Raw genomic sequence first — 20350 nt, forward strand, 5'->3', positions numbered from 1 at the left:
GCCCATCGATGCCGGGCGTAGTCGAGTTGCACCGGATTGAGGTCGACGGCGGTGACCCGATGCCCGGCGGCGGCGAGCGCGGCCGCGGTGTCGCCGGCCGACGCGATCGCCAGCACCCTGCTGGCCTGCGCGAATACCGCCGCTTCGACATCGGAGTCCTCGTACATCCGGCCGAACAGCAGCCGCGGACGCAGCGCCGCCCAGCCCTCAGCCACGGGCCAGCACCCAGACCAGCGTGAGAAAGGCGGCGTTCTGCACCAACAGCCGGCCCGGCTCGGCGATCTCATTTCCCGCGAAAACCAGCCCGCCAGCGTTGAAACCGACGATGACCGCGGTCTGTAAGACGGCGGCCAGCCGCGCGCGTACACCCGACAACGCCCACGCGCCGAGCGCCGTCTCCAGCACGCCGATCGTCACCAGTGCCGCCGTCACCCAGCCGGCCGGCAACCCTGGCACGCTGGCCACGATCGCCCGCTGGTCGCCGGCACCGCCGAGCACCTTGCAGTAGAGGCCCTCGTACGCCCAGACCGCCGCGACGGGCACCCGAGCCCACCACTTAAGCGGTCGCTCAAATCTTTGCATGAACAGGACCGTAGCAGGACTTAAGCGATCGCTCAAGACGTCTGGCTTGGCGCGGTGCTGGTGTTTGCTGGCCTGGCAACTGTGTGCCGCTGGCAGGATTCGAACCTGCGCACCCGCCCGTCTGGCTCGGTGCGGTGCTGGTGTTTGCTGGCCTGGCAACTGTGTGCCGCTGGCAGGATTCGAACCTGCGCACCCGCCCGTCTGGCTCGGTGCGGTGCTGGTGTTTGCTGGCCTGGCAACTGTGTGCCCCTGGCAGGGCTCGACCAGCAAGGATAACCGCCGTCACTTGGGAAAACTCACGATTAAAGCTGTGTACCAGAGCTGATGGAGTGAGGTTTTCGATGCTGGGGCCTGCGAAAATACGCCGCTTTGGGCGGTTTGGCGATCTGTGGGTATTTGGGCGTGCGAGCAGTTCAATACTTTGCCGAGGCCTTGATAGTTCGCTGGCGAATCCGGTCAGCCTTGACCTAAGTGGCACTGCTGTCGAGGACCGCCGATGAGCGCTGAACAGGATGATCGGTCGCTGCTTCGGGGACCGTTTGATGGAGATCTGTGGTTGCGGCGTTTCTGTGGATGCGTGGTCGCTGCCGTGGCCGCGTACGCGTCGTACCAGCATCAGCGGATGTTCGCCGCTATGGGCGGCGCTGATTCTGTGAGCGCCAGCCTGTGGCCGTTGGCTGTTGATGGGCTCCTGCTTCTTGCGACTCGCGTTTTATTGAAATCCAACCGGGGAATGAGTTGGCGGACGCGGTTGCTGGCGTGGATCGCGTTTATCTTAGGGATTGCGGTATCGCTCGCGTCAAATATTGCCGCCGCTCCAGAGATAACGTGGCAGGCAGTACTCGTAGCTGGGTGGCCACCTGTGGCGCTGCTGCTGTCCGTTGAGCTCTTAGGTGGCCGCCGAGCTGAAACGCGTGGGACTGCAAAGGGGGACAGTCTTCGCGAGCCCAATTCCGCGGAGGTAAACGCTCATTCTGATGACGGGACGGGTGCGGATCTCGAGACGGTTGTCGCCAACGGTGAGGCACCGATGGTGGACTCTAATCAAACCTGCGATGCCGGCTCGATGCGCGACGTGGGTGCTGAGGCTCGGCCGGCACATGAGGTGATGTGGGACTACTTCTGCCGGCAGCGCGCAGTGGGTCACACGCCCAACGGCGTTGAGTTGGACAAGGTGGCTGGTACGAGAGATTACGGGCGTTCGGTCATCCGGCGGTGGAAGGAGGAGGGTCGTCTGGCTGGCAAGCATGGCGACTCCTCAGAGACTGGAGGATATCGTGCAACTTCATGCCGTAGACCCCAGATAAATGGCGCGTTCAGCTCTGATCGGGCCGACGGTTCCCAAGGCCGGTCGGGGCAATTTGAATTTGATGCGGGACATGCGGCTGAGCCGCACGTGCTGAGCATGATCGCCGATTCCGGGCTGATCGGCAGCCAGTCGGCGAGGCGTTTACCTCTAGCCCCGCGCCCGGTGGATGGCCGCGACCAGTCCCACGCTGGCGCCTCGGCGATCATGCGAAACTAACATGCAGACCGACGACATCTGTCGAGCCCTTAGGAATTCCGCACCATTCGCTCATCGGCATCAGCTCGAATAGTAGAAGTCGAGATATTGCTGTCCGGGTTGAAAAGACTGAGCTGGTGGTCGTCGCGGCAGGCGTTGTGTGCGTACGCCAAACGGTGGTGATCGATTACCTCGTGGGGCGATGTATTTCGTCTCTCGCGTGTGGCGCCGCGGTCGAGCTAGGTGTTTTTGTCTCGGCACGACGCGAGGGTGGCGTCGTCGGGGTCAACGCCGTTCGCGACTGCCAGGTCGTGGTAGCTGGCGTACAGGTCGCGGTCGCAGCGAATCTCCTCGGAGCTAGGTCGGTGGAGGCGAATACTCAGGTTGCTTGCGGCACCGCAGAGCAGGAACCCGGCGCGGGCCCTTATCTCGTCACCGGGAGAGCTGTGGCAGGCGAACCGCTCGACGTTCAGGTCATAGGCGGTGCGTGCGCTATGACGAAAGACCTCCGCCGGGAACCTGCCGACTGCGGAATCGACGAGCCACGGGCAGGTCGTACAGGGCTCGATCTGGTACGGGCGCTGGTCCGGCTCGTCGTAGGTGGTGGTCACAGACACCGCTGCCCACCCTCGTCCGTCGGGTTCAGTGGCCACGACTGCATATTGCTCCAGGACCCGTAATTGGAGGCCGTCCGCATCGAAGGCAGCTGGCGACAGCCTGCCGGCCTTGCTGGCCGTCATGCGGGCGCTGGCCGGCTCGACCGGATGCTGGATCCAGGATTGGGGGCCCGCGTGATGACCTCTTGCGGACCATTAATGGTGGACAATTCTGTCGTCTTGTTTGAAAGGCGCCGCCAGGAGCGGCCCGGACTGCTCGGCGGTGCCTTGGCCAGTAGGCGATCGTCCGCCGACACCTAGACAGCCTTGAGCGGGTCGGGCGTGTGCGCGGTTCTTGCCGCCGCGCAAGGTTGCGAGGTCCTCCAGTTGTTGCATGCAGGACCCTGATCATGGGATGTCTTGCCAGCAGTGAACCGCATCTTTGGGCTGGCCAGAGCTGTTGTGCCAGCTCGTTTGCCGGTATCCGTGGAAGGCCCGCGTCCCTACTATTGGCGGCGGAGGACAGTGCGATGACGATCTTGATTCGTGCCGATGATGTGCCGGCGAGGCAGCGCCGCGAGGCTTGGCGGAGTGTGGCTGCGGAGTTGCTTGGCCCGCTTGATGTGTATGTGGATCCGGGTGTGCCGCTGCGGGGTGAGATGCACGCGGACAGTCTCGGTCCGCTGCGGGTGGGCCGGGTGCAGACCAGTACACCGCACGGGGTGCGGCGTACGGCCGGGCAGATTGGCCGTGACAGCCGAGCTTTATCGGGTGGTGCTCGCGATTTCAGGGAGTCCGCGGTTGCTGCAGGACGACCGGGCCTCGCAGCTGCGCAGCGGTGAGTTCGCGATCTACGACTTTGCCCGCCCGTACGAGCTTGCGTACGACTCGAGCGTCCAGCTCGCTGTCTTCAGCTTCCCGCGGGAGATGCTGGCGCTGCCGGCGGGCTCGATCGGCCTGCTCACTGCGGTCCCGATCACAGCGGAGGGCACCGGCGCGCTGGCGGCGCCGCTGCTGCGCAGGGTTGCGGCCGACATCGAGACGTATCAACCCGCCAGCGTGGCTCGACTGTCGACGGTGGTGATGGACCTGATCACCACCCGCGGTCGCGGAGCGGATCGACCGCGTCGAGGCGGTGTCGGCACAGGTGCAGCAGCGGACGATGCTCGTACGCGTCCACGCCTTCATCGACGCGAACTTGGCCGATACCGCCCTCACGCCAGGCCTGGTCGCGGCCACCCACCACATCTCTTTACGTTATCTGCACCGGCTTTTCGAGACCGGAGACACGACGGTGGCAGCCTGGATCAGGCATCGGCGGCTGGAGAAATGCCGCCAGGACCTGGCCGATCCGGTGCTGCACGCGATATCCGTCAGCGCCATCGGTGCCCGGTGGGGACTTCCCGACTCGGCCCATTTCAGCCGCCTTTTCCATCGTACGTACGGATTGCCGCCCGTCGAGTACCGCCGCAGCTGCCTGCTGCCAGCGGCCGCGGCTGGTGTGCACGGATAGTCAAGCGGCTGGCGCCAGAACCCAAGACCGACCGGGTTGGCGCCGCACAGACTGTCGTTGTTCGCACCAGTGGGCGCGAACGACCACCAAAATGAAGGGCACCACGATGGCCGCGACGCTGTTCGTCAACCTGCCGGTCCAGGACCTGGACCGGTCCAAGGCCTTTTTCACCGCTCTGGGCTTCGACTTTTTCGGTGCGACCGATGACATGGCGTCGGTGATCATCAGCGAACGGACCCAGGTGATGCTGCTGAAGAAGCCGCTTTTTGCCTCGTTCATCACAAACGACATCGTCGATCCGACCAAGAGCACCCAGGTGATGCTGGCGTTGGGGCTGCAGGACCGCGCACAGGTCGACAGTCTGGTCGACAAGGCGCTGGCGGCGGGGGGCGACCGCGCTTGGCGAAGCCCGCGACGAAGGCGGCCGTTACCAGCGCGCTTTCAGTGATCTGGACGGTCACCATTGGGAAGCTCTCTGCCTGGTCGGCCCAAACGACTGAAGGACGCCCCCCAGTGACGAAGGTAGTGAGTTCGGCGGACGGCACCGCGATCGCGTACGACAGGACCGGCGACGGACCGGCGATCGTGCTCGTTCACGGTGCCTTCACCGACAAAACGCATCCAACACTGGCTGCCGTGGCGACAGCGCTGGCGCCCTGGTTCACGGTGCTCAACTACGACCGTCGCGGGCGCGGCGAGAGCGGCGATATCCGGCCGTACGCCGTGGACCGCGAGGTCGAGGACCTGGCAGCGGTCATCGCGGCGGCCGGTGGATCAGCGATGGTGTTCGGCGGGTCCAGCGGCTCCGCACTGGTGCTGGAGGCAGCCCACCGCGGCGCCCCGATCACCCGGATGGCGCTGTGGGAGCCGCCATACCACGTGGACGAGACCGCGCCCTATTTGCCTGCTGATTTCGCGCTACAGCTGGGAAAGCTGGTCGACGCTGGCCGGCCGGGGGACGCGGTCGCGCTGTTCCTGACCGGTGCAGCGCAGGCCCCCGCCGAGGTGGTCGCCGCCATGCGGGCCGACCCGTCCTGGCCGGCCAGTGAGGCGATCGCGCATACCCTGGCGTACGAAGCCGCCGTGATGGGGCCGGGCAATGCCCTGCCGACCGTGCGCCTCCACACGCTGACGCAGCCAACGCTGGTGCTTACTGGAGGCGCCAGCCCAGCGTGGATGGTCAACGGCGGAATGGCAGTCGCCACAGCTATTCCCGGCGCTTTCCACCGGGTCCTGGAAAAACAGCAGCACAACGTGGACCCGACAGCGCTCCTACCGGCTCTCCTGGAAATTCTTTGCCACCACCGAAAACAGTCAGGGAACCTGAATGGTTCACCGGCGCAGAGGGCGAGCCGCTGGCATTTGTCGGGTTGGCGACTTTCGGTCTCCGCGGCATTCGCTTGGTGCTGAATCCGGTCATGCGCCTGAGGTCTGGACGACAGTCAGATGGCACGCAATTTCACTGTGCAACACCAATGTTTCGGCTGTCAAGCGGACGAGACCTGCTGATAGCGGCGGCTGAGTTCCGCTGGCGGGTCGGTGGTGTTAGCGTCGTGTACAGGTCATGAGTGCCAGCGCAAAGCCCCGGCTCGCTGGCCGGCAACCCTCCTGGGTGGGCGGGGTGCTCCGGGTGAGGACCGGGCCCGAGATGTGTGTGTCGGGCAAGCCGCGAAGCAGAGGAGTTGTGTGCTGATGTCCCGATTCTTTGGCGAGACCGCTGTGCCCGGTGAGTTCGCGCCGGTACGGTTTCGACCCGCCTGCGCCGAGGATGCCGAACGGATCGCTTTGCTGCATGCCGATAGTTGGCGCCGGCATTATCGGGGCGCGTACGCCGACTCGTTTTTGGACGGTGACGTTGAGGCCGACCGGAGCGCGGTGTGGTCGGCGCGGTTCGCCGGACCTGCCAACAGTGTGACTGTCGTCGCCGAGAGCGGCGACCGGCTGGTTGGTTTTGTTCACGTCGTACTCGACGAGGATCCGATATGGGGGAGCCTGGTCGATAATTTGCATATCGCACACGACCAGCGTCGGACAGGCCACGGTACGTACCTGCTGGGCTGCGCTTCGCGTGCGGTTGCCGAGCGAGCGACCGGCAACGGGATGTATTTGTGGGTGCTGAAGCAGAACACGGCCGCGCAGCAGTTCTACCGCGCGAACGGAGCTACGTGCGCGGAGGCGGCGCTGGTGCCGCCACCCGGCGGAGATCCAACCCGGCTCAAGGGCACCCCAAGCTGTTGCGCATGGCATGGACCGATGTCGCAACGCCCCGGGGTTAGCGATACGAGACTCTCGAGTTCACGGATGGTCGACGATCAGAAGGATCGTCGCGAGGCTATCCGCTCTGTTCCTGCGCTAGTGGCGGCCGATCGGGGCTCATCGCCGCGCGTTCACACTGCCCGTTTGCCTTGCCGTCGCTTTGAACCAGTGGCCGCGGTGTCCTCAGATGGGAACCTGACTGTGACACCACGGCACCGAATGGGATCGCGCGGCGGCCAACGGCGAGAACCGTGCGGCCTCCCGCAGCCATCGGCTTGGAGACGGACAAACCGTCGGCAACCAGTCGACGGTATCGTCGTTCAGTTCCGCGGCCTTGTCCTCACAGCAAACAGAAATCCGTACACCAGGACGCCCGAGTGCAGCCGAACAGTCGAAGGCGAAGGTTGCCGGATGAAATCCATCAAGAGGCAATGTGCAATCGAGCCAACCTCGACCTGCTCCGGCGTCGCGTAGTTTCTTAGTATCTATCCTCGCCCGCCCAAATCGATCACAACCTTGCGCCAGAGCCAGACACAATGGTCCGTTGCCGCGACTTGTCCCCTGCTGCCGGTGCCCACCCGAAACGATGAAATGTGACGCATCTCTGAACCGCGAGAACGTAGCCCGCGAATACATAGGTATGGCGAGGCGATGCCGTGTAGTCCCAGTCAGCGCGCTCGGCCCGGGAGCACGCTCGACATTGATGGGGGTTGTGTTCGGTCAAGCGTTTGTGGGTTAGTTGATCAGCGGCAGCGCTGAAATCGGTCCGGATCGTCGGAGATCCCTGGTCGCCTGCGCGGGCTTGTCGGCACTGGACTGGTCGCGCTGCGCGCGGGGTTCTGTTCGCTGAGACGGCGGCAAGAACAATGACGACGACTCGAGCGATGTGGAGGGGGCGGCGATCAGCGACGCGGCTAGCCGCAACCTCGCGCGCAATCTGGAGTATCTGGAGTCGGAGGTCACAGTGGCAGGTAATCAGACATCACCGGTCGATCGCCGCTGGGCGACACGCGTTACGCAGCGCATGCCCGTCATTCTGCTCGCGGGTTGTGCGACGGTCCTGGTTAGTGCGTCGGGGGCCGCGGCTGCGCAACTTCCGCTCAGTCCTCTCAACAGCCTGATATCTGCGGCATATGTGGATGCGCCAGCCGCTCCAACGCCTGGGGTTCCGAACCCGGGGACCACCGTCCCGCCGGTTCCGGTGCTGCCGGACGGCAGCATTCTCACGCCGCCGACAGGACTACCTGCGCCGCCGCCGGTCCCTGCTGTCGTGAATACCGTGCAAGCCCAGCAGGCCGCCGTTGAGGCGCTATCTGAGCAGCTGACGCAGCTCAAGGCGGATCTGGCAGGCAAGCAAGAGGCGGTGGGCGCCGCCTATCAGCGGTGGTCGTCCGCGTCCGAGGCATACCGCTTATTCATAAGTGGCACGTCAGCGAACCAGCAGATGCCGTACCTGAGCATGCTGGGCGACGGGCCGGTCGACGTCTCGACTGCGCGGCGCCAGCTGACCTTCGATGCCGACTTCAACGCGGCCGCGCAGGCGGTCGTGCAAACTGGCCAGGGGTATGCCGAGGCGTACGCGGACGCTGCGGCGGTTCAGGCCCAGCAGGCTGCGCTGCAAAAGCACTTCAACAGCCAGAGCGCCGCCCTGAAGACGCTGCAGACGGCATACGCATCCCAGCTCGCCGCCGCGACGGTTTCTATGGATACTTTCAACCTCCAGCTGGGCGATCAGTATTTGTCCGCCCTCGGTCCGGGCGGCGCGGCCGCACCGGCCGCCCTGCAGGCAGTCGCATTCGCGCTAGCCCAGCAAGGCAAGCCGTACGTCTTTGGCGCGTCGGGCACGGATTCCTATGACTGTTCGAGCCTGGTGCAGGAGTCATACCGGTACGCGGGGATTTCGCTGCCGCGTACAGCCCGGCCGCAATGGCGTATCACCCGGCCGGTGCAGGTCGACGCGCTTTTGCCCGGTGACCTGCTTTTCTTCGCCACAGACCGGAATAACTGGGACAGTATCCACCACGTCGCGATCTATCTCGGCAACGGCAAGATGATCCACGCGCCGCAATCCGGTGACGTGGTCCGGATCGCGCCAGTCTGGTGGGCCGAGTTCTTCGGCGCCACCAGAGTGGTCGGCGCGGTGCCGCCGGGCCAATCCGGAACCATTCCGACAATCCCTTCCGGTGGCGGAGGCCCGTCGCAGGGCAGTCAAACCGGGCCGCCCGTGAGCAAACCGCCAGTGCGTAAATCTCCGGTCACCAAACCGCCAGTGAGCAAACCCCCGGGTACGCCGTCAACGCCGACCAAACCTTCTACGCCGCCGGCATCGGTCCCGCCGTCTGACAGGCCTAACAAACCGCCTGCTAAAACACCAACCGAGACGGCGCCGCCCAAGGTCCCCATCCTGACCGAGCTCCAGCGGCTTCTTCTCGGCCTTACGACACCCCTGCGATGACAATGTCCTTATCCCCGATCCGCGCGTGCTGGGCCAGGGCGGCGAAGTGCCATGCCGGCAGTTTCCGGGCCCATCGGAGGTTCGACCGCGAACACCCGCGCAGAGCGATCTTCTGCGGGAGACCGCGGATTAGGTTTCAGACGGAGGCGTAAGAATGACGGCGGCGAGCCATTGCGATCATCGAGCACGTCGATTTGCGGGGATACGTCCATCGTGGAAAAGGCAGTCTTAGAACGGATCCAAGTCGACTTGTCGGTGTAACCACGATGCCGGGTAGGTGACGTCCGGGGCCAATAAATTCAGCAGCGCAGAAATGTTGCCGCCCCGCGACGCTGTCAAGAACGCGGAGATGTTCTGTCGTCAAGAGCTGATCTACGGAAGGGTTTCCGTGCAGCCGTTCTCGGGGTCGACTCGCTAGCCTTTTCAGGAAGAGGGTGATCGGTCGAGTACCTGACCCACCTCCTCGAACGGGACTCGAAAAGGTCGTGTAAACGAAGGCAACTCTTTGGGCTGGAGGCAGCCGATCGAGCACCCAGTAAGGGGCGGCCTACCGATTCGGCGAGTAGAAATTCATTGTCGGTCGGCGACCGGAGACGCGAGAGTGGCATTGGCGCGATCGTCAGTCAGAAAGACCTCGCGACGCCTTTTCTCACGCGCAGCTGGTCGAGACATTGCCGAGCTGTCACAGTGGGAAACCAGCCACCGGTGCCCGACGAGCAGACCGCCAAACCGCAGACACAAGTGTCCGTTGACAATGGTGATGACAAGGTGAATCGGATCCCCCACGTCGTGAAATTCTTCGCGTCAGGTGAGAACGTGTCAAAGCGGTACGGACACCGCTGGCGGTTATCGAGCCCGCGGACTTCCCTTTTCTTGAGCTGATGCGGCGGGCACGACGAGGAACGGATCCGGGCCAGCATCGCGGCGGGATCCGGGCGGCTTGTGGGTAAGGCAGCCGAGCCAGCGATCCTGTGTTTTCAGGGGGTTGACCTTGCCCCTGGGGCAGGGTTCGAGCATGTCAGTCGTCGTACGGATGACGCCGTACTTCCGATGGCTGACAGAGACAGGATTTCCGATGAATATTCCCCAGGACGCGGTAAAGCTGCCGACCGAGCGGTCGCCCCGATGCCCATTCGACCCGCCCGCCGGACTGGCCGGGCTACGCGAGCGGCCGGTGCGCCGGATGTTGTTCCCCGATGGTCATCTGGGCTGGCTGGTGACCGGGCACGCGCAGGTACGCGCGGTGCTGGCGGACCCACGGTTCAGCTCCCGACACGAGCTTGGCCATTATCCGCTCGCCGACATCGGGACGCTGCGTCCGGCGCCGCCCGGGACGCTGACCGCGATGGACGCGCCTGAGCACACGCGTTTTCGTCGGCTGCTGGTCGGGCGGTTCACCGTACGACGAATGCGCCAGCTCACCGACCGGCTCGTAGAGATCTGCGGAGACCATCTCGACGCGATGGAGCAGCACGGTTCACCAACGGATCTGGTGGCGGCGTACGCGCAGCCGGTACCGGCGCTGATGATCTGCGAGCTGCTGGGTGTCCCGTACGCCGACCGGGAGGCGTTTCAGCGCCACATCTCGGTGCTGTCCGGGGTGGACACGTCTGTGGAGGATCAGTACGCGGCGTACCAGGCCATGATCGACTACCTGGCCGGGCTGGTGGTGGCCAAGCGGGCCGCTCCGACCGACGACGTGTTGAGCGAGCTGACGGCGAGCGACCTGACCGACACCGAGCTGGCCGGGGTGGCGACGTTCCTGCTGGGTGCGGGTTTTCGACACACGACGATGAACATGCTCTCGCTCGGCACGTACGCGCTGCTCAGCCACCCCGAGCAGGCGGCGCTGCTCCGGGCCGAGCCGGAGCTCGCCGCAGGCACGGTCGAGGAGCTGCTGCGCTATCTGACCATCGCGCATACCGGCGCCCGGTACGCGATCGCCGATGTCGAGCTGGACGGCGAGCTGGTCCGGGCCGGCGAGACGGTCGCGATCTCCCTCGCCGCGGCCAACCGCGATCCGGACAAGTACTCAGATCCGGACCGGCTGGACGTACGCCGGCAGACGAGCGGCCAGCTGGCGTTTGGGCAGGGCATCCACCAGTGCCTCGGCCAGCAGCTGGCGCGGACCGAGCTGCGGGTGGCGTTGCCGGCCCTGTTCGCCAGATTCCCGGACCTGCGCCTGGCCGTACCGGCCGAGGAGGTGCCGCTGCGCCAAGGGACGGACATCTACGGTGTGCAGCGCCTGCCGGTGGCATGGTAGTGCTGCGTCACCAAAAACGAGAGGGACCCAGACGCGCATGATCACCATCGGCCAGCTCGCCGCGTCCGCCGGCTGCACAGTCAAGGCCGTTCGCCACTACCACGAGCGTGGCCTGCTGCCGGAGCCCGAGCGTGACGCGTCGGGCTATCGGCGCTACGGCGCAGAGCACGCGATCGCGTTGATCAAGATCCGGACACTCGCCGAAGCCGGCGTGCCGCTGTCCCGGGTGAAGGAGCTGCTGGCCGCCGGCGAAGACCAGTTCGCCGCGGCCATCGCCGACATCGAAAGCACGTTGCGCACCCGTATTCGGCGGCTGGAGCGCACCAGACAACAGGTCGCGCGGCTGCGGGCCGCGACGAGCTGTTCGTGTCGACCGAGATCGCCGACTACCTGCGGCAGCTGGAGGAACTCGGCCTCAGCGAGCGTGGCATACGGATCGAACGCGACCTCTGGATCCTCATGCACACCGTCTCGCCGCACGACGCCGCCAGCTGGATCGCCGACAAGCTGACCGCGATGGCCGACCCCGAGTTCCGCGAGATCTACCGTGCATACGACACCGCCTACGACTGGCCAGCCGCCGACCCGCGGCTGCCGGCGCTGGCCGACCGTACACGCCGCTGGCTACTGATCCAACCGCCCAGCCCGGACCACCCGGCACCGGCCGCCGACCCGATAATCGTCCGGATGATCCGTAAGGATGGCCCGGCCACATCGCCCAGTTGGCGCCGACTCGACGAGCTACTCAGCAATCTGCCCGTGGATTGACACCAGGCACGTACCTCGCAAGCGGATCCGCCGGCGACGGTCACGGCCAAACTACAGCTCCTTCGGTGTTCTTAATCTCCGACATCACCCGGGGCGGGTGTTTCCCTCACATCCGTGCCCTCCACGACCCGGTCGGTGATCGTGGAGATCGTCGTTTTGGATACCTCGGCGCCGTACACCTCGGCCAGATGCGGCAGACCTCGCCGGTGCCGGGGCACGACCAGTGGGTGCTCGGAACAGGCGCCGCCGACTACCGCATCGTTCTTGCCGCGCGCCGCCCAGCTGTGACGCGAGGTGCAAAACGTGGCGTTGTGGGCCGTCCAGGTCGCGGCCATGTGGAAGGTCGACAGAGAGACGCTGGCTGTTTCTTGGTTCGCCGAGGCGGGAAGTCGCCCGTGCGCAGATCGAGGCCGGGGTCGAGTGATTCTCGGTTCTGTTGGACCGTGACTCACGATGACGATCACCGTGTCGTGACTGGCAAGCCGCGTCCGGGCTCGGCGCCGCCGTCGCGTACGAGGTTAGTGTTTACGGCGCGGGAAACCCGCGAGAATTCGTGGCGAGGTCTTCCTGGGCATCATCCATGGCAAAACGTTCTCGGCTCAGGTCATGAACACGTACTCTTTCAGTGGCTTAACGTCAAACGTGGGTGGCGCGCAGGTGTGCGGGCTGCGCTGGTCGTTCGTGGTCAGCGTCTTTGGTGCGGTCAGAACAAGAGCCAGCTCGTCTAGACCAGAGACCGGAATATTCCGAAATCCCTGGTATCCGGCTGCGCCCAGCGTCCTCAGATTTTCCTTTATGGCGGCGCCATAGCTTGGCGCCGCCCTGTGTACAACTCCGCCGTCGGACTCAGGTGCTGGCTGGATCGGCGCGGGCTTGCCCGTGGTCCGGCGCAGGGGTGGCCTTTGTTAGTGGGATCGGGGTGTCGGCGGTCAGGGCCGCGGCAGCTTCGTCCATTCCTCCCAAGGCATCTCGCAGCGGACCGAGCAGGGCATCTCGTCGTCGTCGTCGGTCAGGAGGTGTTTGCGGACGAACGTACGCGGGTTCAGGTCGGTCACGTCCAGGTCGACACCGAGCTCTTGCTGGAGCTGTGTGTTTGCCGTACGAGCCATGTCTCTTGCGCCGCGTAGCAGCCGAGCTGCGCTTTCGATCAAGCCCGGTAGCCGCTGGGGACCGACCACCAGCATCGCTACCACCAACAGCAGGATGACCTTGGTGAAATCCAGGTTGTCCAACACCGACCTACTCGCTTCCCGTCGAAGAGCGCACGTTTGTCATTGCCCAGCGCCGCCGTCGAGAGCGGTCGGCCTACCGAGAATGTGCACGGTCAGCGGCCTTTTAGGTGGTTGCTCGTGGGAACGGCGTGTTGATCGTTGTCGGCAAACGGATTTCCTACTCTGGCCAGTTGGCGAAGGCGACCTGCCCTCCAGTGATGTGCACCGGCAGGGTTGGTGTTTCGCCGCGTCGAAGGTAGGCCTCGTACGGACCGGCGGCGAGTTCGAAGAACACCGCAGAGTGCACCACCTGACCATCAGGCGCGCGGCGTGGCACTACCGCGACATGTGGCCGGGGAACAGCATCAGGCCCGCGACGTGAAGACGCCTCCTGCTCGCTGGTACGGGTGCGGATCTCGACTTCCATGCCTTCCAGTTCGGAGGGCATGTCCAATACGAGGGCGCCGATGTCGCCGCCGATATCCAGGACGACAGACAGGCCTTTTCCCGCATGTGGGTTTCTCGGTCGTCGGATGGTGATGGTGGTGTTCGACGACGTCGGTCATGACGCGGCCGGAATACCGGGTTTGGTTTGGTAGCCGCCAGCGGGTGTACCCAGGTACGGGAAGGTAGCCAAGTAGTCAGAGTTGGTGTTACTGGTGCCGTCTTTGATCGCCGAGGTCGCGCCGTCAGGGGTGAAGGTCGGGTCCACCAGGGGAATGGTGAGGCCGGCGATCGCGCGCAGTTCGACGGTGACGACATCATCGAAGACGCGGCGTCCGTTGGGGAATCCGGCGGCGTCGCCAGCCACCAGCCCGAGTGGGTTAGGGGAGCTGGCCGGTGGGACAGCGACGTTGAGGCGCAGCATGTCTGCCTGGGTAGTTCCGGTGTAGTTCTGGAATCCGGGCACAACGCCTTTGGGAATGCCGGTGAGCAGGATCGCGGCAAGGTCGGCGCGGGGTTTGGTGTATGCGGCCAGTTTCGGGAACACCCCGGGGTAGAGCACCGGCAGAAGTCCCGCAAGTTCGGGTTTGATGACGTACGGGGCGTATTTGCGGTCGTCGTGGGGCTGGCGTCGGTTCCACTGGTCTTTTTCGGCCATAGGGACGATGACTTCGTTGAATAGTGGGTTTCCCAGTCGTGAGACCTGTTTGTACGAGCCGTGCCAGATCGATCCCAGCAGGTCGTCCAGCAAGTGGGACTGTTGGCGGCTGGCGGTGGCCCACACCCCGATGACGGACTTGGGGTCCATAACGTCGGTTGGCTTGCGGCCGTTGCGAACCAGATCGGTGATGGGGACCTGGAGCGCGATGCTGTGGACGTTGAGGCCCTGCAGGCCGTTGACGCCCGGGGCGGCCGCGGACGGGATCAAGTGCGCCATTTCGAACGGTCGCAGCGTACCGAGGTCGAAGATACTCCCGAGGTCAACGAAAAATCCGTCGGCTCGCTGGCCAGCGAACACCCGGCCGCCAGATCCGAGACTGTGGACCGCCTGGCTCGCCAGCGAGGTGTAGTTCGGGGTGCTGCGTGGGCCGATGTTCACCGGCGGCACAGACAAGTTGCGGCCAAGGGTTTGGCTACGGCCGTGTTCGACGCGGGTAACGGTGTACGACTGCGGGCGGTTCCAGGTCTGGTCACTCAGCGACGCGATCGGCCCGGTGTTGTAGAGGAACGTCTTCTTGTTGCGGATCGTGGTGTGGAAACGGAACTGGTACGTGATGTCCGCGGCAGCCGTGCCATTGTTGGAAACGTGGATCTCATACAGCACGTCGTCCCCGAAAACTCGTAGAAGTTCGGGCCACCGTAAGGATTCTGGAACGGCAGGAAGTTAGCGATCAGGGTGACGGTGTCCGACTTGTCAGGGCTGACAAACGCATACACATCAGTATTGTCGGCGACCGGGTCCTTGGAGATTTCAGGCGCTTCGCGATGCGAGGACATAACGTATCAGTTCCTTGTCGAGAGAAGGGCAGCGAATGACATCGAGAAACGATGCGTTGAGCACGGTGAAATTCAGACCGCTCCAGATGCGGCTTCACCAGCGAGCTGACGAGCCAACTCCGGATTGGTAACCAACACTTCCCGCTCGCCTACCAGAATCGCCATCTGACCGCGTCGCGCGTCCTTCACGTGCACGACGAATGATTCCGTTGCACTCGATGCGTTGTCGGTGGACTCAGTGCCGCTTGTGGCAGTGGCCTGTCCTGTCGCGCCGTCGCCGGCGGCAAGTACGACCCCGGCGGTTGCCGCAGCTCCAGCTCCTGCGAGCGCCAAGAAACCGCGACGACGCGTTGGTTCACCCATGGTCTGTCCCTCCAAGTACACACGTCAACCTCGAGAACAGGACTGTGACAATGGCAGTCCTCTCAGAACGCACGGACCTTTATAGATGGGCTCGTGCTGAGAGCGGAGCGTGCCAAAGCCAACCATCGTTCAGCAAGAGGTTCGTCGCCGAGCAAAAATTGGTTCACTATCAGAGCCCGAGAAACCTAATCGCCAATAGATTGCAAGAGGACCTCGCCCGGGATGCTCTCCGGGCCGCGTGTGGAATGTCGACAAGGTCGCAGGTACCCAGTCATCTCAGTTGCACTTGCGAGGGCGTGGAGCCTCGGACCCAACGGGGCCTGGCGACTTGTCGCAAATAGTCGACTGATCGCGTTCAGGTGACTACTGCATGTCGCGCAAAGTGAGAAAAGTGCTGCATTCGCAAGAAAAATGCCGCCAAGTCCAAACCGTCGAAGCCTTCACGCCGAATCCGGAATGTGGACTCGACGGGCCTCGGTGGGAAGGGGCGTCTCGCCATCTTTCCACATTTCACAATAAAACGGACAGAAGATACGTCCCGTCGTCGGAGCTTCTTGCGGCGGCCAGTCCGTTTGCGTTCCGTGATCACGACTGAAGGACCAATGGAGGTTCGCAGCACATGAATGTTTGGATCACCCGAGGACTTTTCACTGCCGGCATCACCGGTGGGCTCATCTTGGGCGGCGCCGTGGCCGCCAACGCCGCGACCGCGTCGCCGATCGGCCTGGACAAGCTGGGAGCCAGCCAGCAGCAGTCCGACCACACCGGTGGCGCCACCGCGTCCGCGCCGATCTCGCTCGGCGGCGCGCACCTGGGCGCGACGACCAACAGCGGTTCGACCAGCACCAGCAGCGCCACCCACACCTCGAAGGGCAAGAAGACAACGGTCACCGCGTACCGGGCGTCCTCGTCTTCCCAGCAGCTGGGGCTGAACGTACGCCCCATCACCATCGACCCGGCTGCGATCGCCGGAGCGCACTCGCAGTACCAGCAGATGCAGGGCGGCCGGCACAGCGCCGTCGCGGGATCCAGCGAGTCCACGGTCGCCGGGCAGGCGCCGATCTCGATCGGGGGCCTGGATCTGACCGACACCACCCAGAACTCCTCGTCATCTGGCGACTCGCGGCAGTCCACCGATCGCAGGGGCGACACCCAGACGTCCACCTCGCGGCAGACTTCGGCGAACAGCAGCTCGTACGGGCTGGGCCTAGCGCCGATCACCGCCGACCCGAGCGGTGTTGTCACCAATGCGAGCGACTTCGCGGCCAGCCAGCACGGCCGGCATAGCTCGGCCACCGGCACCAGCTCGACCGACGGCGAGTTCTCCTCGCCGCTGTCGATCGGCGGACTCACCACGGCCGCACGGCAGACCTCGGCGAACACCTCGGACCGTTCCGAGTCGTACGTCGGCCGACACAGCACGTCCGCGACCTCCGAGCACAACGAGAACGCGAGCGACACCGCAGCTGGCTTCGGCATCGGGAGCTGACCGCCAACCCGCAGGGCGACTTCCACAACGCCACCGCGGGCCTGGTCAACACCAACGGCCGGAACATCGACGGCGGCTCCGCCATCGAGAACAGTGGCTCAGCTGCCATCCCGGTGTCCTTCGACGGCGTGACCGGCGCATTCGCGCACACCCAAGCGAACAAGCACAGCACCGACTCGGTCGAGGCGAACCGGCACGGTGCTAGCAGCGAGCACCACGCCACCAGTTCGGTCGACTCGCTGTCCGGCGCGTTCACCGGCGGCGGCTTCGCTAGCGCGCCCGGCGTCACATACGACCAGGCCGCCGAGTCGCTGTTCAGCGGCGACCGGCACGGCGTCAGCGGCAGCGTGGATCGCTCGGTGGACTTCCTGGCCACCGGCAACTCGAACTACGACGGTTTCACCGGTGTGCTGAACCAGGCGCACCAGGACACCGCAGACAACAGCTCGACGGTCACCAACCGGCACGGCACCGACACGCAGTCGGACAGCACCGCCCGCCTCGCGCAAGGCCACCAGCCTGCCGTTCGGGCTCGATGGCTCCTCGTTCGCCCCGCAGTACGGCTACAGCTCAGCTGACCACGACGTGTTCGGCTCGCAGCGCTAGTCGCAAGTGAGTCAAAGAGTCGGGGTGACGGCTGGTCCGTCGCCCCGACTTCCTTATTCCACAGCTAAATCTTGGTCCGTGTGGGCCGGCGGACCGCGATCGGGGAAAGCGTCACATCCAGACGCCGTTTGTGCGCGAACGACAGACATGAAAGTCAGCCGAGCGATGATCTCCACCGGCCATCACCGTGATGGGTCGCGGGCTGTGTCTGCGTCAGTCGGCAGTGAACGAGACGCACGGTGAATGCCGCCGAAGACGATCCCCGGCATGTGGATTATGAACTCCTGGCAGCGGGATGGGCGCTGAACGCACTGGAACCGTTGGAGGAAGCCATATTTGCCGATCACCTGGCCCATTGCTCGGTTTGCCAGGAAGAGGCCATCTTGTGACTGGGGCGCTGGGTCTGCCTGTGCTCGATGGGCTCTTCCTAGACGGCGATGATGACGACCCGCCGCCGGAGTTGGGGGACCGAATTCGGCTCACGATAGTGGCGGACGGTCTGATCCGTGCTCACCGGCGGACCCACTATCAATGCCCGACATCTGTGATAACGGTGCAAGAGCCGGGAAAGCCAATTGCCAGCCGGGAAGACCCTGTACCGCCGCGAAAAAGGCAGGTGCGAAACCGTCTCTTGGTGGCGGCAGCCGTGGTGGCGGTTGTCACGGCGGCCGGTGGCACGTACGTGGCTGTCGACAGCCGGGAAAGCGGGCGGGCCGCCGCCGAGCAACAGTTGGTGAGGGAGTTGGAGCAGCCGCGGTCGCGTATTTCTACGCTCACCACGCCGTCTGGTGAACCGGTCGGCTATCTGGTGGCCAGCGGTGCAACAGTCGAGTTCATCGCGGATGGGTTGCTGCCGAGCCCGGCCGGGACCAAATACTGGGCCTGGGCATCATCAACGCGGGCCGTACGACCGTGGCGCGCCCGCTGGCCGGTTTCGACACGAGCAACCAGCGCCCGGTCGTTCACCGGCTCGCGGCTTCGCTGGCCATGGTCTCGGCCGCGTCGACGTTCGCTATCAGTCTGGAGCCGGGTACGGCCACTCCGGCCCGGCCCACACAGATTGTGGCCACTGGAGTCAGCCAGGTCTAGATCTTCCAAAAGGCTCGTTTTCCATCAACGCGGACCAGCTAGTGGCACGCGTTCAGATTTTATTGTCCGGAAGTAAAAAAGACGACGGCTTTGTGGGATACAGGAACGAGAGGTGATGTGCGGATGCGGGCAGGCAAGACGTCTCACATCGCCGCAACTCCACCAGTGACCAATTGGGGAACGGACGACGTCGATCTGCTGCGGCGGATCTCGATGGGGGATCACGAAGCGTTCGGACTGTTCTTTCGTCGGCACCACGACTTCTGCATTCGGTACGCGTGTCGAATCATTCCCGATGCCGCCGGCGCTGAGGACGTGGTGCAGGACGTGTTTTTGTCCGTGTGGACCGGGTCTGCCAGGTTTCAGGCGGGCCGGGGCCGCGCGGTCACCTGGCTGCGTACGATCGTCCACCATCGGGCCATTGATCACATTCGGCGCTCCTTGAAAGAAAAGTCGACCAGCGTCGGGTCACTGCACGACCTTGACGCCAGCGCGTCCGGTGTGACCTGGCCGAGTCCATTTCAGGAGGTGTGGACAGCGGAAACGGTGCTGCGTGCGTTGGATGCGGTGAACGGGCTGCCGCGGCGCCAGCAAGAACTCATTGTGCTGGCGTACTTTCGCGGCTATAGCCAGACCCAGATCGCAGCGGCCACCGGCATTCCGCTGGGCACTGTAAAGACGCGCACCATCACCGCTTTGCGGGCGCTGAAGCGGACCCTCGGTGACTTGGTCGACGATCGCGACTAACGGGCCGCCGATCTCACCAGTCACGCCACTTACCACCTTTCCGTATCTGTCCATCTTGCGACACGACCTACAGGTGGCCAAGCCAGTCAGTGAATTTATTCGTCGACACGCAATCCGCTTTGGCTGGTGCTTCGAACATAGCTCGGAAGCGCGACAAGAAAGCCGTACTAACTCGTTTTGCGTCTGGACACCGTCCGGGCGTACCTCGTTCCCGGCTGGGCCGGTATTCAGGAAAGGAGTTCCACCGTGAATCTGTGGAGCACCAGCAAGATCGCTCGTATTGTGTGTGGTGGCCGCGGCTGGTGCACTGGCGTTGGGCATGACCGCGTGCAGTAGCTCGACTCCCACGGCTAGTGGCACGTCGGCGCCGGCCACTGCGCCGACCTCAGCGGCCGCGACTGCTCCGGTCGGGGAGAACTTCGGCACCGGCTGCGCGGCCGTACCGAAAACCGGCGCGGGCAGCTTCCAGGGAATGTCCGGCGCGTCGGTGGCCAACGCCGCCTCCGCCAACCCGGTGCTGTCCACCCTGGTCGCCGCCGTCAAGGCAGCCGGCCTGGTCGACACCCTGAACAGCCTGCCCGCCGCGACCGTCTTCGCCCCGTCGAACGACGCCTTCGCCAAAATCCCGGCCGCCGACCTCAAAAAGGTCCTCGCCGACAAGGCAATGCTCACCAAAATCCTTACCTACCACGTGATCGCCGGTAAGAAGCTCACCCCCGAGCAGGTCATCGGCATGCAGACCACCGTCGAAAAAGGCACCGTCGACGTCACCGGCAGCGGCGAAGACCTCACCGTCAACGGCAACGCCAAGGTCATCTGCGGCAACGTCCAGACCGCCAACGCCACCGTCTACATCATCGACACCGTCCTGATGCCCAAATAAGCATTCGGGGCACGGACAACCAAGTTAACGAACAATGACTGGACCGGCCCGGGAAGTATTTCCCGGGCCGGTCCATTCACTGTT

Annotated in this window: 22 protein-coding genes, 3 pseudogenes and 1 riboswitch; of the genes and pseudogenes, 17 read left to right on the plus strand and 8 right to left on the minus strand. The window is 64.4% G+C overall.

Features of this window, described 5'->3' with window-relative positions:
• Nucleotides 1-83 precede the first annotated feature (83 nt).
• Together GNX96_RS65680 and GNX96_RS35495 are read right to left on the minus strand one after the other, a co-directional pair.
• Nucleotides 84-287 (minus strand): annotated as a pseudogene (locus GNX96_RS65680) (hypothetical protein); the annotation flags it as partial.
• Nucleotides 208-543, minus strand: coding sequence for a DoxX-like family protein (locus tag GNX96_RS35495; RefSeq protein ID WP_279582314.1), 336 nt, complete (start codon nucleotides 541-543; stop codon nucleotides 208-210). The gene GNX96_RS35495 and the pseudogene GNX96_RS65680, both read right to left, overlap by 80 nt.
• Before the next feature lie 535 nt (nucleotides 544-1078).
• Here GNX96_RS35495 and GNX96_RS35500 point away from each other — a divergent pair.
• Nucleotides 1079-2107: a DUF2637 domain-containing protein gene (locus tag GNX96_RS35500; protein ID WP_163572238.1), complete on the plus strand. Its 1029-nt coding sequence runs from the start codon at nucleotides 1079-1081 to the stop codon at nucleotides 2105-2107.
• Between the two features lie 218 nt (nucleotides 2108-2325).
• Here the strand turns inward: GNX96_RS35500 and GNX96_RS35505 are convergent, their stop codons facing one another.
• The gene (locus tag GNX96_RS35505; RefSeq protein WP_279582315.1) at nucleotides 2326-2703 is read right to left on the minus strand and encodes a DUF6283 family protein; all 378 of its coding nucleotides are present in this window, start codon (nucleotides 2701-2703) and stop codon (nucleotides 2326-2328) included.
• A gap of 509 nt (nucleotides 2704-3212) precedes the next feature.
• Between GNX96_RS35505 and GNX96_RS57660 the strand changes: the two genes are divergently transcribed.
• From GNX96_RS57660 to GNX96_RS57675, 10 genes and pseudogenes are all read left to right on the plus strand, one after another.
• Nucleotides 3213-3524, plus strand: a complete 312-nt coding sequence (locus GNX96_RS57660; protein WP_279582316.1) for a hypothetical protein — start codon at nucleotides 3213-3215, stop codon at nucleotides 3522-3524.
• Nucleotides 3457-3681 (plus strand): annotated as a pseudogene (locus GNX96_RS65685) (AraC family transcriptional regulator); the annotation flags it as partial. The gene GNX96_RS57660 and the pseudogene GNX96_RS65685, both read left to right, overlap by 68 nt.
• Nucleotides 3682-3817: 136 nt before the next feature.
• Entirely contained in the window at nucleotides 3818-4195 is a 378-nt protein-coding gene (locus GNX96_RS35515) for a helix-turn-helix domain-containing protein (RefSeq protein WP_163572240.1), read from the plus strand.
• A gap of 91 nt (nucleotides 4196-4286) precedes the next feature.
• Nucleotides 4287-4643 (plus strand): VOC family protein, encoded by a 357-nt coding sequence (locus GNX96_RS35520; protein WP_279582318.1) that lies wholly within the window; start codon nucleotides 4287-4289, stop codon nucleotides 4641-4643.
• A 65-nt stretch (nucleotides 4644-4708) separates the two neighbouring features.
• Nucleotides 4709-5605 (plus strand): alpha/beta fold hydrolase, encoded by an 897-nt coding sequence (locus GNX96_RS35525; protein ID WP_163572241.1) that lies wholly within the window; start codon nucleotides 4709-4711, stop codon nucleotides 5603-5605.
• Between the two features lie 150 nt (nucleotides 5606-5755).
• A riboswitch (SAM riboswitch) is annotated at nucleotides 5756-5869 on the plus strand.
• A gap of 18 nt (nucleotides 5870-5887) precedes the next feature.
• A complete protein-coding gene (locus GNX96_RS65690) occupies nucleotides 5888-6925 on the plus strand; it encodes a GNAT family N-acetyltransferase (protein ID WP_163572242.1) in 1038 nt (345 codons plus the stop codon).
• A 796-nt stretch (nucleotides 6926-7721) separates the two neighbouring features.
• A complete protein-coding gene (locus GNX96_RS35535; RefSeq protein WP_279582319.1) occupies nucleotides 7722-8906 on the plus strand; it encodes a C40 family peptidase in 1185 nt (394 codons plus the stop codon).
• A gap of 1075 nt (nucleotides 8907-9981) precedes the next feature.
• On the plus strand, nucleotides 9982-11169 hold the full coding sequence (locus GNX96_RS35540; protein ID WP_279582320.1) for a cytochrome P450: 1188 nt from the start codon (nucleotides 9982-9984) through the stop codon (nucleotides 11167-11169).
• Nucleotides 11170-11206: 37 nt separating this feature from the next.
• A complete protein-coding gene (locus tag GNX96_RS57670) occupies nucleotides 11207-11680 on the plus strand; it encodes a MerR family transcriptional regulator (protein WP_279582321.1) in 474 nt (157 codons plus the stop codon).
• Complete coding sequence (locus GNX96_RS57675) at nucleotides 11629-11937, plus strand: hypothetical protein (protein WP_279582322.1); 309 nt, start codon at nucleotides 11629-11631, stop codon at nucleotides 11935-11937. The genes GNX96_RS57670 and GNX96_RS57675 overlap by 52 nt, the downstream gene beginning before the upstream one ends.
• A gap of 71 nt (nucleotides 11938-12008) precedes the next feature.
• Here the strand turns inward: GNX96_RS57675 and GNX96_RS35550 are convergent, their stop codons facing one another.
• From GNX96_RS35550 to GNX96_RS65695, 5 genes and pseudogenes are all read right to left on the minus strand, one after another.
• Nucleotides 12009-12272: a hypothetical protein gene (locus GNX96_RS35550; RefSeq protein WP_163572215.1), complete on the minus strand. Its 264-nt coding sequence runs from the start codon at nucleotides 12270-12272 to the stop codon at nucleotides 12009-12011.
• Between the two features lie 594 nt (nucleotides 12273-12866).
• Nucleotides 12867-13172 carry a twin-arginine translocase TatA/TatE family subunit gene (locus GNX96_RS35555; protein WP_279582323.1) on the minus strand — a complete coding sequence of 102 codons (306 nt, stop codon included), beginning with the start codon at nucleotides 13170-13172 and terminating at the stop codon, nucleotides 12867-12869.
• 154 nt (nucleotides 13173-13326) lie between these two features.
• Nucleotides 13327-13596 (minus strand): hypothetical protein, encoded by a 270-nt coding sequence (locus GNX96_RS35560; protein WP_279582324.1) that lies wholly within the window; start codon nucleotides 13594-13596, stop codon nucleotides 13327-13329.
• A gap of 114 nt (nucleotides 13597-13710) precedes the next feature.
• Nucleotides 13711-14916 carry a DUF4331 domain-containing protein gene (locus tag GNX96_RS35565; RefSeq protein ID WP_390624226.1) on the minus strand — a complete coding sequence of 402 codons (1206 nt, stop codon included), beginning with the start codon at nucleotides 14914-14916 and terminating at the stop codon, nucleotides 13711-13713.
• Between the two features lie 20 nt (nucleotides 14917-14936).
• Nucleotides 14937-15089: pseudogene (locus GNX96_RS65695) on the minus strand (DUF4331 family protein); the annotation flags it as partial.
• 982 nt (nucleotides 15090-16071) lie between these two features.
• Here GNX96_RS65695 and GNX96_RS35570 point away from each other — a divergent pair.
• The 6 genes from GNX96_RS35570 (at nucleotide 16072) to GNX96_RS35595 (ending at nucleotide 20266) form a co-directional block, all read left to right on the plus strand.
• On the plus strand, nucleotides 16072-16941 hold the full coding sequence (locus GNX96_RS35570) for a hypothetical protein (protein WP_163572246.1): 870 nt from the start codon (nucleotides 16072-16074) through the stop codon (nucleotides 16939-16941).
• Between the two features lie 113 nt (nucleotides 16942-17054).
• Entirely contained in the window at nucleotides 17055-17519 is a 465-nt protein-coding gene (locus GNX96_RS35575; protein ID WP_163572247.1) for a hypothetical protein, read from the plus strand.
• Nucleotides 17520-17786: 267 nt separating this feature from the next.
• On the plus strand, nucleotides 17787-17936 hold the full coding sequence (locus tag GNX96_RS35580) for a hypothetical protein (protein WP_163572248.1): 150 nt from the start codon (nucleotides 17787-17789) through the stop codon (nucleotides 17934-17936).
• 523 nt (nucleotides 17937-18459) lie between these two features.
• Complete coding sequence (locus GNX96_RS35585; RefSeq protein ID WP_163572249.1) at nucleotides 18460-18636, plus strand: hypothetical protein; 177 nt, start codon at nucleotides 18460-18462, stop codon at nucleotides 18634-18636.
• A 123-nt stretch (nucleotides 18637-18759) separates the two neighbouring features.
• Nucleotides 18760-19383: an RNA polymerase sigma factor gene (locus tag GNX96_RS35590; RefSeq protein WP_279582325.1), complete on the plus strand. Its 624-nt coding sequence runs from the start codon at nucleotides 18760-18762 to the stop codon at nucleotides 19381-19383.
• Between the two features lie 319 nt (nucleotides 19384-19702).
• Nucleotides 19703-20266 carry a fasciclin domain-containing protein gene (locus GNX96_RS35595; protein WP_163572251.1) on the plus strand — a complete coding sequence of 188 codons (564 nt, stop codon included), beginning with the start codon at nucleotides 19703-19705 and terminating at the stop codon, nucleotides 20264-20266.
• Nucleotides 20267-20350: the final 84 nt, after the last annotated feature.

Source organism: Fodinicola feengrottensis (genome assembly GCF_010993775.1).
GTDB lineage: Bacteria > Actinomycetota > Actinomycetes > Mycobacteriales > HKI-0501 > Fodinicola > Fodinicola feengrottensis.

Coding starts and splice junctions, on each gene's coding strand:
- GNX96_RS35540 (WP_279582320.1), top strand. CDS start 9,982: ATGAATATTCCCCAGGACGCGGTAAAGCTGCCGACCGAGCGGTCGCCC.
- GNX96_RS65690 (WP_163572242.1), top strand. CDS start 5,888: ATGTCCCGATTCTTTGGCGAGACCGCTGTGCCCGGTGAGTTCGCGCCG.
- GNX96_RS57660 (WP_279582316.1), top strand. CDS start 3,213: ATGACGATCTTGATTCGTGCCGATGATGTGCCGGCGAGGCAGCGCCGC.
- GNX96_RS57675 (WP_279582322.1), top strand. CDS start 11,629: ATGCACACCGTCTCGCCGCACGACGCCGCCAGCTGGATCGCCGACAAG.
- GNX96_RS35550 (WP_163572215.1), bottom strand. CDS start 12,272: ATGGCCGCGACCTGGACGGCCCACAACGCCACGTTTTGCACCTCGCGT.
- GNX96_RS35590 (WP_279582325.1), top strand. CDS start 18,760: ATGCGGGCAGGCAAGACGTCTCACATCGCCGCAACTCCACCAGTGACC.
- GNX96_RS35500 (WP_163572238.1), top strand. CDS start 1,079: ATGAGCGCTGAACAGGATGATCGGTCGCTGCTTCGGGGACCGTTTGAT.
- GNX96_RS35595 (WP_163572251.1), top strand. CDS start 19,703: ATGACCGCGTGCAGTAGCTCGACTCCCACGGCTAGTGGCACGTCGGCG.
- GNX96_RS35560 (WP_279582324.1), bottom strand. CDS start 13,596: ATGCCCTCCGAACTGGAAGGCATGGAAGTCGAGATCCGCACCCGTACC.
- GNX96_RS35570 (WP_163572246.1), top strand. CDS start 16,072: ATGAATGTTTGGATCACCCGAGGACTTTTCACTGCCGGCATCACCGGT.
- GNX96_RS35520 (WP_279582318.1), top strand. CDS start 4,287: ATGAAGGGCACCACGATGGCCGCGACGCTGTTCGTCAACCTGCCGGTC.
- GNX96_RS57670 (WP_279582321.1), top strand. CDS start 11,207: ATGATCACCATCGGCCAGCTCGCCGCGTCCGCCGGCTGCACAGTCAAG.